At 41.6% G+C, this 14,483-nt stretch carries 15 protein-coding genes; 11 read left to right on the top strand and 4 right to left on the bottom strand.

What is annotated here, in order from left to right; all coding sequences use genetic code 11:
* The first annotated feature begins 3 nt into the window (after positions 1-3).
* The 3 genes from OIT90_RS09780 (at position 4) to OIT90_RS09770 (ending at position 3,361) form a co-directional block, all read left to right on the top strand.
* Positions 4-756, top strand: a complete 753-nt coding sequence (locus OIT90_RS09780) for an NAD-dependent epimerase/dehydratase family protein (protein ID WP_099663555.1) — start codon at positions 4-6, stop codon at positions 754-756.
* Between the two features lie 219 nt (positions 757-975).
* Positions 976-1,836: a carbohydrate ABC transporter permease gene (locus OIT90_RS09775; RefSeq protein ID WP_087976618.1), complete on the top strand. Its 861-nt coding sequence runs from the start codon at positions 976-978 to the stop codon at positions 1,834-1,836.
* A gap of 25 nt (positions 1,837-1,861) precedes the next feature.
* Positions 1,862-3,361 (top strand): extracellular solute-binding protein, encoded by a 1,500-nt coding sequence (locus OIT90_RS09770; RefSeq protein ID WP_039180784.1) that lies wholly within the window; start codon positions 1,862-1,864, stop codon positions 3,359-3,361.
* Positions 3,362-3,406: 45 nt separating this feature from the next.
* Here the strand turns inward: OIT90_RS09770 and OIT90_RS09765 are convergent, their stop codons facing one another.
* Both OIT90_RS09765 and OIT90_RS09760 read right to left on the bottom strand, forming a co-directional pair.
* The gene (locus OIT90_RS09765) at positions 3,407-4,249 is read right to left on the bottom strand and encodes an aldo/keto reductase (protein ID WP_180272432.1); all 843 of its coding nucleotides are present in this window, start codon (positions 4,247-4,249) and stop codon (positions 3,407-3,409) included.
* Positions 4,250-4,259: 10 nt separating this feature from the next.
* The gene (locus OIT90_RS09760) at positions 4,260-5,447 is read right to left on the bottom strand and encodes an MFS transporter (protein WP_327842270.1); all 1,188 of its coding nucleotides are present in this window, start codon (positions 5,445-5,447) and stop codon (positions 4,260-4,262) included.
* Positions 5,448-5,602: 155 nt separating this feature from the next.
* On the opposite strand from OIT90_RS09760, the gene OIT90_RS09755 reads away from it, so the two are divergent.
* Positions 5,603-5,974, top strand: a complete 372-nt coding sequence (locus OIT90_RS09755; RefSeq protein WP_034322520.1) for a winged helix-turn-helix transcriptional regulator — start codon at positions 5,603-5,605, stop codon at positions 5,972-5,974.
* A gap of 38 nt (positions 5,975-6,012) precedes the next feature.
* Here OIT90_RS09755 and OIT90_RS09750 read toward each other — a convergent pair whose 3' ends face one another.
* Positions 6,013-8,313, bottom strand: a complete 2,301-nt coding sequence (locus OIT90_RS09750; protein ID WP_260774639.1) for a helix-turn-helix domain-containing protein — start codon at positions 8,311-8,313, stop codon at positions 6,013-6,015.
* Between the two features lie 231 nt (positions 8,314-8,544).
* Between OIT90_RS09750 and OIT90_RS09745 the strand changes: the two genes are divergently transcribed.
* The 7 genes from OIT90_RS09745 (at position 8,545) to OIT90_RS09715 (ending at position 13,826) form a co-directional block, all read left to right on the top strand.
* A complete protein-coding gene (locus OIT90_RS09745; RefSeq protein WP_047203508.1) occupies positions 8,545-9,510 on the top strand; it encodes an ABC transporter permease in 966 nt (321 codons plus the stop codon).
* A gap of 18 nt (positions 9,511-9,528) precedes the next feature.
* The gene (locus tag OIT90_RS09740) at positions 9,529-10,641 is read left to right on the top strand and encodes a glycoside hydrolase family 88/105 protein (RefSeq protein ID WP_474892486.1); all 1,113 of its coding nucleotides are present in this window, start codon (positions 9,529-9,531) and stop codon (positions 10,639-10,641) included.
* Positions 10,638-11,162, top strand: coding sequence for a hypothetical protein (locus OIT90_RS09735; protein ID WP_064497799.1), 525 nt, complete (start codon positions 10,638-10,640; stop codon positions 11,160-11,162). Before OIT90_RS09740 ends, OIT90_RS09735 begins: the two co-directional genes overlap by 4 nt.
* 17 nt (positions 11,163-11,179) lie before the next feature.
* Positions 11,180-12,469 (top strand): Gfo/Idh/MocA family protein, encoded by a 1,290-nt coding sequence (locus OIT90_RS09730; protein WP_039180762.1) that lies wholly within the window; start codon positions 11,180-11,182, stop codon positions 12,467-12,469.
* A gap of 24 nt (positions 12,470-12,493) precedes the next feature.
* Positions 12,494-13,177 carry a YesL family protein gene (locus OIT90_RS09725; RefSeq protein ID WP_064497800.1) on the top strand — a complete coding sequence of 228 codons (684 nt, stop codon included), beginning with the start codon at positions 12,494-12,496 and terminating at the stop codon, positions 13,175-13,177.
* A gap of 54 nt (positions 13,178-13,231) precedes the next feature.
* On the top strand, positions 13,232-13,543 hold the full coding sequence (locus OIT90_RS09720) for a rhodanese-like domain-containing protein (RefSeq protein ID WP_024424882.1): 312 nt from the start codon (positions 13,232-13,234) through the stop codon (positions 13,541-13,543).
* Between the two features lie 100 nt (positions 13,544-13,643).
* Entirely contained in the window at positions 13,644-13,826 is a 183-nt protein-coding gene (locus OIT90_RS09715) for a sporulation protein Cse60 (protein ID WP_024424881.1), read from the top strand.
* Between the two features lie 45 nt (positions 13,827-13,871).
* Here OIT90_RS09715 and OIT90_RS09710 read toward each other — a convergent pair whose 3' ends face one another.
* Entirely contained in the window at positions 13,872-14,396 is a 525-nt protein-coding gene (locus OIT90_RS09710; RefSeq protein ID WP_039180751.1) for a CbrC family protein, read from the bottom strand.
* Positions 14,397-14,483 lie beyond the last annotated feature (87 nt).

Raw genomic sequence — 14,483 nt, 5'->3', positions numbered from 1 at the left:
CAGATGAAAAAAATCACCATCATTGGCGGGTGCGGTGTAATTGGACGCCTTTTAACAAAAGCGCTCTCTACTGAATACAGTGTCACGATTATTGATCTGACGAGCTGTGTAGAAGGAGTCATTTTAGCCGATGCAGCGAATGAACAGAATGTATATGAGGCAATTCCGCGGGATACAGATGTCATCTTGCATCTTCTAAACATTGACATGACGCATGATGTGATGGATCATGAAGAATTTGCAAAAATGACTGATATTTTTTGGAGGAGTACCTATTATATGTTTCGTTCAGCCGCGCGGCTTGGCATACGAAAAGTCATTTTTGCAAGCAGCAACCATGTGACGGATCGTTATGAAGAGGATGGACGCTCCTTACTTGGATGGCAGATTACAACTGACGATGTGCCTGCGACTAAAAATGTATATGGCATTTTAAAATTTGCATCCGAACAGCTGGGCCGTTTGTTCCACGATCAAACGGGAATGTCTGTCATCAATTTACGGATTGGAACAGTTGTAACAGATGAAATGAAGGCATTACACAAAAAACAAAGAACAAAAAGAACACTGCTGTCACATGAGGATCTTGCAGGTATGACAAAGGCAGCGATTGAATCGGATATTCCCTTTGGAACTTATTATGCTGTCTCAGAGAATGAAGAAAAGCCGTGGTCTACTGAGAAAACGAAGCAGGAGTTAGGCTACAAACCAGATGTCAATACGGCGGAACTCCTTGGAGAAAATGATCAGACATAGGGCATAATCATGTCATGAGCTAATGATCCTATTCTTTTGTTTCATGAGCATAAAAGCACGGCTGACATGATCTTTCCAGTTGGACTGTCAAGATGATTATAGACGCTTTCTTCCCTCGTTTGTTACATTTTAATCACGATATCGTCACAGGCTGCAGCTTACTTTCAGTTGAAATGATAACGCTTTCAAAGAAAGGGCGTGATGAACATAGATCGTTCTATTAAAGGCCGATTGTTCAATTTATTTAATTACTCTTTTCTACTCATGTTCGCATTAATATGTGTGCTTCCGTTCATCCATGTCATTGCCGCCTCTTTTGCAACAGTAGAAGAGGTCATCACGAAGAAGTTTATCCTGTTCCCAACGACGTTTTCTTTAGAGGCATATCGATACATTTTTTCTACAGATATTGTGTATCGCAGCCTCATTGTGTCCATTCTTGTGACGCTCGTTGGAACAGCTGTCAGCATGTTTTTGTCCTCGCTTATGGCATACGGGCTGTCTCGCCAGGAGCTAAAAGGCCGGAGAACACTGATGTTTCTCGTTGTCTTCACGATGCTGTTTAGCGGAGGTATGATTCCGACGTTTATTGTGGTGAAAACACTTGGTCTGCTTGATACGTATTGGTCACTTATTCTACCGGTTGCAATCAATGCGTTCAATTTAATCATTTTGAAAAACTTTTTTCAAAACATACCGGCAAGTCTTGAGGAATCAGCGAAGATGGACGGCTGTAACGATTTAGGGATTTTCTTTAAAATTGTGCTGCCACTTTCTTTGCCAGCCATTGCAACCATTTCACTTTTTTATGCCGTGACGTATTGGAATACGTATATGACCGCCATTCTGTATTTAAATGATTCAGTGAAATGGCCGATTCAGGTGCTGCTGAGACAGATTGTCATTGTCTCAAGCGGAATGCAGGGAGATATGTCGGATATGGGCTCATCCACACCACCGCCAGACCAAACGATTAAAATGGCTGTCATTGTTGTGGCGACCATTCCGGTTCTGCTTGTCTATCCATTTATTCAAAAGCATTTCAACAAAGGGGCATTACTAGGTTCTGTAAAGGGTTAAAATGATGGAACAACGGAGGGATCTTATGGGGAGAAAGAAATTATGGCTGATTGCGTTTGTCCTGTTATTTGCAGCAAGTGGTATTTTGTCAGCATGTTCAAGTAAAGGGGCAAACTCATCAGATGAGAAGGTTGATTTAGACAAAAAGGTAAAGCTGACATGGATGGCAATTTTATATCATCAGCAGCCGCCGAAGGATTCCGTTTTAAAAGAGATTGAGAAGCTCACAAATACAGAGCTTGATATTACATGGGTGCCTGATGCTGTGAAGGAAGATCGGTTAAATTCCGCACTTGCAGCAGGGAATTTGCCGCAAATTGTGACGATTCAAGACATTAAAAATTCGTCTGCGATTAATGCGTTCAGATCAGGCATGTTCTGGGAAGTCGGTCCGTATTTAAAGGATTATCCAAATTTAAGTAAGATGAACGAACTGATTAATAAAAACGCCTCTATAGACGGCAAGCTTTATGGCATCTATAGAGAAAGACCACTTTCAAGACAAGGGATTGTCATTCGAAAGGATTGGCTTGAAAATTTAAATTTGGATACACCAAAAACATTGGATGATCTATATGAAGTAGCCAAAGCCTTTACTGAAAAAGACCCGAATCAAAACGGAAAAGCGGATACAATTGGCTTTACGGATCGGAACGATTTAATTTATGGAGCATTTAAAACACTTGGTTCATATGAAGGTATGCCTACAGACTGGAAAGAAGAAAACGGGAAATTCACGCCAGACTTTATGACAGATGAATATATGAATACAATGAAATACATGAAAAAGCTGCGTGATAATGGCTATATCAACAAAGACTTCCCAGTGACAAGCAAAACACAGCAGCAGGAATTATTCTCACAAGGAAAAGCAGGCATCTATGTTGGAAATATGGTAGATGCCGTGAACCTGCGAGATGATGCGACAGATAAAAACATGAAAGTAGATATTATCAACCGAATCAAAGGCCCAGATGGCAAAGAACGTGTGTGGGCATCAGGTGGTCATAATGGCATCTTCGCATTCCCTAAAACAAGCGTGAAATCAGAGGCAGAATTAAAGCGGATTTTGGCCTTCTTTGACCGCATTGCTGAAGAAGATGTGTATGGTCTCATGACGTACGGTATCGATGGCCAGCATTATAAGAAAGAAGAAGGAAATACATTTGTCAGGGAAGAAAGCCAAGTGAAAGGCTGGCAGACAGATGTCCAGCCACTTGTCAGTCTTGTAGGAATTGATAAACGTTACTTGAAAAATAAAGGGGATGCAGTTCGTTCTAAATATGAAGAGCTAGAAGAAGACAATAAAAACATCATCGTTGCCAATCCTGCTGAAAGCCTGTATTCAGAAACAGCATCAGAGCGTGGAAACGAATTGAAGAAAATCATCGATGATGCGACGTATAAGTTCATTCTTGGAGACATCAGTGAAGATCAATTTCAGAAAGATGTAGAGAAATGGAAATCAAATGGTGGGAATAAAATCATAGAAGAATATGAGGCTTCCTTTAAAAAATCAAAATGATCAATAGGAACACCCCCGCAAAGCAAAAAAGCGGGGGTGTTTTGATTAAAAGTCGAAGTTGTCTGGATCTGGACCGATACGTTTGTTTTCATTTAAGTCAGAAAGACGTTTCATATCCTCATCAGTTAAGACAAAATCAAATATATCAGCGTTTTCTTTTAAACGATGTGCTTTCGTTGATTTTGGGATGGTGATGACACCTTTTTGTACATCCCAGCGCAAAATAATTTGAGCAGGTGTTTTACTGTACGTGTCTGCCAGCTCTGTGATCAGCGGGTGATGCAGCAGTTCACCCTGCATCAGCGGTGACCAAGCTTCCATTTGAATGCCATGAGAGTTCAAATACGTATAGAGTGTTTCCTGCGTTAGCTTTGGATGAAATTCTACTTGATTGATAGCTGGTTTGATCTCTGCATCTTTTAATAGCTCGTCTAAGTGATGCGGCTGGAAGTTGCTCACTCCGATGGCTCTGACCTTTCCTTCACGATACAAGGTTTCCAGTGCACGCCAAGCTTCTTTGTATTTTCCTTCAACTGGCCAATGGATTAAATACAGATCAAGGTAGTCAAGCTGAAGTTTTTTCAAGCTTTCTTCGTATGCATGAAGGGTAGATTCATATCCTAAATCGGCATTCCACACTTTTGATGTGACAAAAATGTCCTCGCGGCGCAGTCCTGTTTCTGCTAAACCAAGCTGTATGCCTCGTCCAACACCTTCTTCATTTCCATAAATAGCTGCTGTATCAATACTGCGATAGCCTAATTGAATGGCTGTTTTGACAGCATCAACTAATTCTGCTCCATCTTCCACCTTGAATACACCAAGGCCAAAGCCTGGCATGCGGACTCCATTGTTTAATGTTTTTGTACTTTGTAAATGTTCCATAATAAAAACTCCTTTAGTTGGTTTGTATTTGTTCTTTTTGTTCCATTTGATAACTGATCATCGTAAGAATGGCTGCGATGAGGACCATGATGCCGCCGACCCAGCCTGTATGCACAAGACCAAGTGAATCTGTCACGATGCCGCCTAAAAATGAGCCAATGGCAATACCGGCATTAAAGGCAGCGATATTCATAGCAGATGCGACGTCGACTGCTCCAGGGGTGTATCTTTCGGCAAAATCAACGACGGCTACTTGCAGTCCAGGTACATTCATGAAAGCAAACAGACCCATCAGCATGACGGTTCCAATGCCTAACACTGTGAATCCTGCAGTGAAGCTAAGGATAAACAAGATGATGCTTTGGATAATAAACATATAGATCAGTGCTTTCATTGGCTGTGCATTAGCAGCTTTTCCGCCAATGACATTTCCGGCTGCGATCGTGATTCCGTATAAAAGCAGGATCAACGCCACAGCCCCAGGCGCAAGACCTGTGACATGCTGTAAGAGAGGAGATAAATATGTGAAGACGACAAAGGTTCCTCCATACCCTGTGGCTGTAATGACAAATAAAAGTAAGATTCTTTTTGTTTTTAATAGGACAGCTTGATCTTTAAAGGATGTTTTCACACCCTGCTTTAGTTGAGACGGAACAAGAAAATAGTTGGATATCAGTGCGATCAGACCAATGATCACAATTACACCAAATGATGTCCGCCAGCCGAACTCGTGACCAAGAAATGTCCCGAATGGCACACCTGTCACAGTCGCTACTGTTAAACCAGTGAACATAAAGGCAATGGCGCTTGCCCGTTTTTCTTTCACGACAAGGCTTGCAGCAATCGTAGAGCCAATGGACATGAAGATTCCATGGGACAAGGCTGAAATCACCCGGCCGATTAACAGCACTGAAAAAGTCGGGGCAATGGTGGCAAGTGTATTACCAACCAAAAAGACGAGCATAATGAGCAAAAGCAATGTCTTTCTTTTCATCGTGGAAGTAAGGGAAGTCAATATAGGCGCACCAAATGTCACACCAAGTGCATATAAAGAGACAGTCCAGCCCGCCTGACTGACGCTCACTCCAAAGTCCTCTGAGATCATTGGCAAAAGACCGACACTAATGAACTCAGTTGTTCCTATAGCAAAAGCACTAATCGCTAGTGCGAGCAGAGCAAAATGGTTTTGCTTGTTCTTCATCAGTAAGTTCACATCCTTCTGTGATGACATTTTGATAGACGAAGCCGATCGGCAAGAGTTATTATCTAACATAGATGACGAAAAAAAAAGTACGTACTTTTTTGTAATATAGGTACTAAAAAGTGCCTATTCGTACAAAGAGGAGTGAATATTCGATGGAAAAGAAAAAATATAATATCTCTGTGGAAGCAACGCTTGATGTCATAGGCGGGAAGTGGAAGTGTGTGATTTTATGTCATTTGACACACGGGAAAAAACGTACGAGCGAATTGAAGCGGCTTATGCCAAACATCACACAAAAAATGCTGACGCAGCAGCTGAGAGAGCTTGAAAGTGATGGCGTCATTAACCGGATTGTCTATGAACAGGTGCCGCCTAAAGTGGAATATGAATTAAGTGAATACGGACAGTCACTCGAAAGAATTCTCAATGCGCTATGCGATTGGGGAGCAGCTCATATTGAACGTGTGTATGGAGAGCCGCTTTCAGTGCTGGAAGACAGCATCTTAAATGAACAGTTTAAATAAAAGAGCCCCGCTTTCGTGTGAGAGCGGGACTCTTTGTGTTACGTGCCTTTTTTCTGGTCGCGGTATTTACCAGGAGTTGTGCCTTCCAGCTTTTTAAAGGATCGGATGAAATTTTGCGGGTTTTTATATTTCAGTTTTTCCGAAATTTCTTTGACGGACATATCGGTTTCTACAAGCCAGTTTTTAGCGACATGGTGTCTGTAGGAAGAGAGATATTCACTAAAGGAGATATCCATTTCCTTTCTGAAAATACTGCTTAAATAATTGGGATTGTAGTGCAGGCGTGTGGCGATTTCATCCAAGGTGAGATCTGAGTCGAATTCTTGATGAATAATATGAATGATTTTTTCTGAGATGTTTTTGTATTGTGAGTCTTCACGTGCAGCAAGCTGGTCAATAATTGGCCGGATGATCTCATGTTTCAGCCATGCTTCTGTATCTTCAAAGGTTTTAAATTCAAAAATCGTATCATAGAGCATTTTGTTGTCTTCTACCTCAAATAATTCAATACCCAGCAAATGCATCAGCTCAATTAAATTGTTTAAAAAACGAGCGAGGGCGATCTGGTATTCGTGCGGTCCTGCATTTTTAGAGAAAATGGATTGCAGGAGCACATGTAAATAGTGATCCGCTTTGCCTTGATCGCCAGCTTTCACCGCATCAAATAAATCATGCTGCAGCTGCTTTGGAAAATGGGTTTTGAACGTCTTTCCTTGCTGGATATGCTCATATAAGATAATGGATTTTTTCTCTGCTTTGAGTCTGTATTTTAAGGCTTCTTTTCCTTCAATGTAAGCGTGTTTTGCCATCGTAAGCTCCTTAAACTGGCGGCTGATCCCAATGCTGATCGATAAACCAAGCTCTTCTTCGATACGCTGCTGAATGGTTTCTGCTAATTGGTTTAAATATTCAGTAAACTCTTCGTCTGACTTTGAGTGGTTAAGGATAATCGTTGTTTGATGTTCATTGACAACGGTTGGCTGAAGGTGTTCCTCTTGCGGAATAATCTGCTCGATCAGTCCATTGATCGCAAATAAAAGCAAATCAGCATCTTTTTTTTCATAAGGTGTTCCTTTTAACGTATCGATTTGAGTCACAAGCATGGACAAATGAGACCAGCCCTGGGGAAAGCCTAAGCTTTGGAACCGGTTGTTTACTTCTTCATCTGTCAGCTTTCCAAGCAGCAGCCGTACCATAAAGTATTGCTGTAAGTGTGTCACTTGCTGCTCAATCCGTTCCTCTAAATCATTGTTTTGATCTTTCATTTGTTTAATACTTGATTCAATCAACTCAAATTCATTTTGAAAAGGCTGTTTTTGCAAAAATGATTCATTGCGTGCAAATGACTCGTATAATAAGCGGATTGGTTTATAAAAGTGTCTGGAACCAAACCATGAAAATAGTAATGAAAGCGCTAACAAAATAGTGCAGATAATAAAGGTAATCCACCCGATTGATTTCGTTTGCTGCTTAAGTTCTGGAATAGAAACAAAGGATAGGTATGTCCATTCATTATAATCTGATTTTTGAAATGTGATTTGATAGTTGAGTTCGTCGATCTTCATATCAAATTGTCCTGATCGTTTTTCAAGTGAGAGCACATGCTTGACGAAATCTTGATATTTCAGCGATTCACCAATTTGTTCTTTGCGATTATGTAGCAGCACTTTTCCGTTTGTATCGATGACAAACATGCTATCTGATTGAGAGAAGTCAGGCATGTTATCAGCAATCACGCAGCTTGGAATGCTGGCGACAGCGATTCCCTTTTTTTGAACGCTGTTCATAGGCAGTTGTTTGATTAAATTCACATTGTACTTGCAAAAGGATGCTTTACCTTCTTTAGTCGCAACAAGTGGATTATTCTCTTCAAGTGCCCAGCTGGAGTGACTTGGTATATTGAGGTAAGAGGTCAGCGCTTTTTCTTGGTCTTCGCTTGTGACATGATAAAGCCCCGAATTGTTCATGTACCAGTCTTCCATTTTACTGACGAGTGTAATATTGGAAAGGTCGGTGTCAAAGGTTTGCAGGTAGTTCAGTTCCTGCTGTACTTGATTATAAAGCTGGAATTGGTCTGGATTTAAAGGTTCTGCCAGTGTTTGAAGGAGAGGTGTCGAACTGACATAGTGAGTGAGAGAATGATCAACCGTTTTTAAAATATGCTCAATATTGGATTGCGTTTGTTTGACGCTGTCGAGCTTTTCATTTGAGATATTTTCAAGTGCTGTTTTTTGCGAATGCTGATAAGAAAAAATACCGACAATGATAACAGGAATCGTACTAAGTATGAAAAAAAACGTCACAAGCTTGTAATAAAATTTATACTGCCTTCTTTTCATAAAACCCCCCATTTCAAACGAAACAATCTTTTCCCCTTAATTTATTAATCCAAAAATCTGGTAGGTTTGTCAATAATCATTTTCTGAGATTAGGATCATTTTCTTATGTTTTATGTAACGTTTTGAGTAGCATCACCTATGAAAATATGATCTGTTGATATGATTGTAGACGGATTTTTCATCCTTAAGATACAGTTAACACATGCATCAGCTTGAGGGGAGGCTTTATCAATGAAAACAGAGGATGTCACTGCCAAGGGTGTGCCTGCGGCAGCTTTGAAAAACGAAAAAAGAAAGCGCTTACTTAATCAACTGCTTAGTCAAAAGTTTTTGTATTTAATGATTTTGCCGGGGCTCATTTATTTTCTTGTCTTTAAATATGTGCCAATGTGGGGGCTCATCATTGCCTTTCAAGATTACCAGCCGTTTCTCGGCATTCTTGGCAGTGAGTGGGTTGGCTTCAAACACTTTATTCGCTTGTTTACAGAACCAACATTTTTCATCTTATTAAAAAATACGCTGATTTTATTTGCCATGAATGTTGTGATTTTCTTTCCAATTCCGATTTTATTAGCCCTTCTTTTAAACGAAGTGAGATTGGCATTGTTTAAGAAGTTTGTACAGACGATGATTTATATCCCTCACTTCATGTCATGGGTCATTGTCGTGTCCTTATCTTTTGTTTTGTTAACAGTAGATGGCGGGTTAATTAATGAATTGATTGCTTTCTTTGGAGGGGAAAAGATTAACTTCCTTCTTAGTCAGGAATGGTTTAGACCAATGTACATTTTACAGGTGATTTGGCGGGAAGCAGGCTGGTCGACGATCATTTACCTTGCGGCGATTACAGCGGTAGATCCGCAGCTATATGAAGCAGCAAAAATGGATGGTGCGGGGAGATTGAGACAAATGTGGCACATCACACTTCCTGCCATCAAAAGTGTCATTGTCGTTCTGCTTATTTTGAAAATTGGTGATACGCTTGAGCTTGGCTTTGAGCATGTCTATCTATTACTGAACGCAACGAACCGGGAAGTAGCGGAGATTTTTGATACGTACGTTTATACAGCAGGTCTTAAGCAAGGACAATTCAGCTATAGTACCGCTGTTGGTTTATTTAAAGCAGCCGTTGGACTTATTTTGGTCATGCTGGCAAACCGTTTAGCGAAGAAATTCGGGGAAGAAGGTATTTATTAAAAAGGGAGATGAGGAAGAATGACATTATCGATTGAAAAGGGATCACCGCTTGAGCATGCAGAGAAATTAGCACAAACCATTATGAGAGCGTATACACCGATTGAGCTGCCGCCAGCTGGAAGGTGGCATTATCATCAAGGGGTTTTCCTTTGCGGCGTTATGAAGCTATATGAGGCAACAGGGAACGAGGCTTATTTCGATTATGTGAAAAACTATGCGGACTCACTTATTGATGAGTACGGAAATCTATTATTTCGCAGGGATGAGCTTGATGCCATACAAGCAGGGCTCATTTTATTCCCTCTTTACGAACGAACGAGAGAGGAGCGGTATGTGCTCGCAGCGGAGAAGCTGCGCGGACTTTATCGTACGCTAAACCGCACGTCTGAGGGCGGATTTTGGCATAAAGATAATTATGCTTATCAAATGTGGCTCGATGGACTCTACATGGGCGGTCCTTTTGCCTTAAAGTATGCTCAGCTTAAAGGTGAAGAGTCACTTGTGGATATGGTCATCCATCAAGAGCATCTCATGAGAAAGCATACGAAAGATGAACAAACAGGTCTATATTATCACGCGTGGGATGAACGAAAAACGATGCCATGGGCTGATCAAAAGACCGGCTGTTCCCCAGAGTTTTGGGCGAGATCGTTTGGCTGGTATGTCCTTGCATTAGCGGATATGATCGAGGACCTGCCCGAGCAGCATGAAATGCGGAAAGTGTGGAAGGAAACACTGACAGACATGCTGGAAAGTGTGGCAAAGTACCAGGATCAAACGACAGGTCTCTGGCATCAAATCATTGATAAAGGAAATCACAGTGACAATTGGCTTGAAAGCTCGGGATCGTGTTTATTCATGTACGCCATGGCAAAGGCCATGAATGAAGGGTATGTGGGCCTCCGTTATGTTGATCATGTGGTCAAAGCATATCAAGGCTTGATTCAGCATAAGACGGCTGAGAAAGAAAATGGTGATTTTACCATCAACGATATTTGTATTGGAACATCTGCGGGATTTTATGATTATTACGTTGGAAGAGAGCGGAGCACAAATGACTTGCACGGGGCAGGCGCTTTTATTATGGCGTTAACTGAGCTAGAAAAGCTGTCTGTTTTTCAAAAGGCATGAGAAGGCAAAAAAGTGCCGTCGTATGGCTTATCAGTTTCATCGCTGCCTTTTGTTTATCTGCCTGTCAGGGGAAAACAAACGGTATCAATGTCCTGATTTTTTCTGATATGTCAAAGGGAATGAAGGATCAATTAGTGGAGAAGGCTTTTCAGCCGGAACAAGAGACTTATAGCGTCCACATCTTTCCGGCGGTTCCTGAAAAGCTTCTTGTTGAAATTACCTCAAAAGAGGGGGACGTGATGCTTGTCCCAGAAGAAATGTTTAGAACGTATGATGATCCTGAAAGCTTTCAGCTGCTGGAAGAGATGGAAATAGGCGATCAAGCAGCAGGACCATATACGGTCGAGGACAAAAAGACAGGGAAAACGGTCGATTATGCGGTACAAATCAATAAAGGAAAGAAAAAACTCAACGGTTATACCTTTCAATTACATCGAGATATGGTCGCTTTTATTCCCGTGTATGCTGACAAGACGAAAGAGGCGCTATCTCTTATGAAACAGCTTCGTGAAAACCAATAGAAAATGGGGTGAGGAATGTGAAACGGGTCGTGATTTGCGGGCTGAGTCATCGTGCGTTCAATATGTTTATTCGACCTCTTACAGAGGATTTCAATGAGCAGTATAAGATTACAGGGCTCCTAGATATAGATCATCAGCGGTATACACTTTGTCAGGAGCGTTTTCCATCACTCCGGGGCGTTTCGTTTTTTCATGAAGATGCATTTGATCAGATGGTCAAGAAAGCAAAACCAGATATCGTCATTGTGGCAGGCAGGGATGATACACATGTCACGTATATCATGCAGGCACTTGACCATGATCTAGATGTCATCACCGAAAAGCCGATGGTGACAACAGCAAAAGACGCCAAAAAAGTGATGGAAAAAGAGGCGGAAAGTAAAGGAAAGGTCACGGTCACCTTTAATTATCGCTACAATCCCTTCCATCGAAAGATAAAAGAACTGATTCTAGACGGGAAAATTGGAAGGGTCACATCCGTTGAACTGAGCTGGCTGATTGATACGTATCATGGTGCTAGTTATTTCAAAAGGTGGAACCGTACACGTCAATTCTCTGGCGGACTGTCTATTCATAAGTCGACGCATCATTTTGATCTGGTCAACTGGTGGATTGATCAAAAGCCGAAGCAAGTATTTGCCTACGGGGCGCTGAACTATTACGGCAGCGAAAGCCCTTGGAATCCCTTGCACGGGGAGGAAAATAGATTTTGCGGAACATGTCATGTGAAGGATATCTGTCATTATGAAGCAAGGTGGAATCCGCGGGTTGAGCGCTCGAAGGTGGAGGACGACCATATTGAATCCGGTCAGGAGCAAACGCAGCAGTACTCAAATTATCGCCCGGATGCGTGCATTTTTGATCAGGAAATTGATATTGAGGATACATATGTGGCGTCAGTCGCTTATGATCAAGGGGCTCTGCTCAGCTATTCGATTCAATTCTCCGCCCCATATGAAGGCTATCGTCTGGCTATTAATGGGACGAAGGGGCGTATTGAAACAAATGAGTTTCATGTGCCATCAAGAATTCCTTTTCAATTCCCAGAACAAACAATTTCTTATTACCCGATGTTTGGATCAAAGGAGACAATTGAAGTCGTCAAGCAGCCAGGCGGACATGGCGGAGGAGATCCTCTGCTTTTGGCTGATTTATTTATAGGAAAAGATCCATTGATTCACTACGACATTTTAGCAGGTGCAGAGGCTGGTGCTTATTCGATTGCTCTTGGAGAAGGCATGTGGCGATCTGCCGCAGAAAAACGCCCAATTGAAATTGATGAATTGTTTCATAAAGAGAAGGTGTAAAGAGAAAGAGAGGAGGGGAAAGAGATGGATCATGATGGTTCAATGAGCAGAATGCTGAGGATGTGTGAGTGGGTGATGAGACTCGCCTATACGAATTTGTTATGGCTTTTGTTCACTATCCTAGGGCTTGGGATCTTTGGCTTGATGCCTGCGACTACTGCGTTATTTTCCGTGATGAGAAAGTGGATACAAGGGCATGAGCAGGTCAATGTATTCCGCACCTTTTGGAAGGTATACCGGGAGGAGTTTGTCCGCTCTAACATGATTGGAGTGGTGCTGTTCATCATTGGAACGATTATTTATGTCGACCTTGCTTATATCTATCCGACGAGCTGGCCCTTACATGTACTTCGCTTTGCTATATATATTTTTGGTTTTCTGTTTATTGTGAGCTTATTTTATATTTTTCCGCTGCTTGCTCATTACGATTGGAAAAAACGTCTCTATCTGAAATTCTCTCTGCTGCTTGGTGTGTCATATTTGCAATATACACTCTCTATGCTTGTTTTCTCGGCTGTGCTGTTTGTTCTGTTTGCTTATTTACCGGGAATCGTGCCATTTTTTAGTGTGAGCATACTTGCCTACGGTCATATGTGGCTGGCCTATCAAGTCTTTAAAAAGGTAGAGTTTGAAAGTGAGCACGAGACAGCCGAAGTGAAGAAGCTGCTGCCGTCTTTCCTTCAATCGAAGCGGGTGAATACGCAGTGAAGTGAACCATCTGCTATAATGGTGTCACCGTGATGAAAAGGAGAGATGAGACTCGTGTCAGTGAAAGAAATTTCAATAGAAGAATTAAAACAAAAGCTTGAGCAGGAAGACGCCATTCAGCTTGTCGATGTACGTGAGGATGAAGAGGTAGCAGAAGGGATGATCCCGGAAGCAATCCACATTCGAATGGGCGATATCCCTGAGAAGCTGGATGCATTCGATCAAACGCAGGAATATTATATTATTTGCCGCTCTGGTAAACGTAGTGAAAATGTCTGCTATTACCTAGAAGATCAAGGCTACCAAGCGACCAATGTTGTTGGTGGGATGCTTGCTTGGACAGGAGAAACAAAACCGAAGTTATAAATTGAAGACCTTTCATCGATAGGATGAAAGGTTTTTTTGTTCATATGCCTCTCTCTATGTGCATAAAGATAGAGTAGCGAGAGAAGGGAGAGTGGCATAGGTGCTAAAGGTAGCTGTATTTGATGAAGAGCATGAGAAAGATTTGCAGAGTGAAATCAATCATTTTTTAAAAGGAATGGATGACGACCAAATCATTGACATCAAGTACAATGTAGCGGTGATCTGTGAGCAGGGAGGGGAACAGCTCTACTGTTTTTCTGCACTCATTTTATATAAAAAATAGACGGTTTCAAAAAAAGGACCTGCTTGAAGGGTCCTTTTTCTTTGGTTAGCTGGCGTCAATATATAAACGGTGCTTGTTGCAGTGAACACATTGGAAGAGGTAGCCCTGTAAGTCTCCTCCGTTGACGAGCCATTGCTTTAGGTTCTCTTTCGTTAATCCTTCGCCGCTGCAAATGTCTTCGATATCCTCGGCGAGTTCTTCCTCTAGATGTTCAATCTCTTTCCAGCCGACATACTGGACGATTGCGCAAAAATCTCCGCAATGACTTAACCAATATTCCTGCTGCCATCCGCGATAGCCTGGCGTTCTGAAGATCAGCTCATCGATATATTCCTCTTGATCGACGTCATCACAGCTCGCATCGTCTTGAAAGGTTCCATTGTATTTTTTAGCCGCTGATCCATCTTTAATGCACCAAGGACAAATTCCCTCCACATCTTCAACAGCATAAAAAGGGCCATGGTACACATAATCTCTTTCTTTCTCACAAACAGGACATGTCGTATGCTCTTTTTTAATCACGTTTAACAAAACTGGGTCTGGGTTGTACTTGAACGTAGGTAACGTCATATAAACCTCCATTATGTAGAAAGTGATAATTCAATACTATTTTAAAGGAATCCTCAAGCTCCAGACAATCTTAAATTGTGTATATAG

This window comes from Bacillus sp. ABR (assembly GCF_056172715.1).
The sequence above is the reverse complement of the archived record's forward strand: the minus strand, read 5'-3'. Positions and strand labels throughout refer to the sequence as shown.

Excerpts from the sequence above, each read along its gene's own strand:
- OIT90_RS09745 (WP_047203508.1), top strand. The coding sequence starts at position 8,545 with ATGAAAACAGAGGATGTCACTGCCAAGGGTGTGCCTGCGGCAGCTTTG.
- OIT90_RS09760 (WP_327842270.1), bottom strand. The coding sequence starts at position 5,447 with ATGAAGAACAAGCAAAACCATTTTGCTCTGCTCGCACTAGCGATTAGT.
- OIT90_RS09780 (WP_099663555.1), top strand. The coding sequence starts at position 4 with ATGAAAAAAATCACCATCATTGGCGGGTGCGGTGTAATTGGACGCCTT.
- OIT90_RS09770 (WP_039180784.1), top strand. The coding sequence starts at position 1,862 with ATGGGGAGAAAGAAATTATGGCTGATTGCGTTTGTCCTGTTATTTGCA.
- OIT90_RS09710 (WP_039180751.1), bottom strand. The coding sequence starts at position 14,396 with ATGACGTTACCTACGTTCAAGTACAACCCAGACCCAGTTTTGTTAAAC.
- OIT90_RS09735 (WP_064497799.1), top strand. The coding sequence starts at position 10,638 with ATGAGAAGGCAAAAAAGTGCCGTCGTATGGCTTATCAGTTTCATCGCT.
- OIT90_RS09755 (WP_034322520.1), top strand. The coding sequence starts at position 5,603 with ATGGAAAAGAAAAAATATAATATCTCTGTGGAAGCAACGCTTGATGTC.
- OIT90_RS09740 (WP_474892486.1), top strand. The coding sequence starts at position 9,529 with ATGACATTATCGATTGAAAAGGGATCACCGCTTGAGCATGCAGAGAAA.
- OIT90_RS09725 (WP_064497800.1), top strand. The coding sequence starts at position 12,494 with ATGGATCATGATGGTTCAATGAGCAGAATGCTGAGGATGTGTGAGTGG.
- OIT90_RS09750 (WP_260774639.1), bottom strand. The coding sequence starts at position 8,313 with ATGAAAAGAAGGCAGTATAAATTTTATTACAAGCTTGTGACGTTTTTT.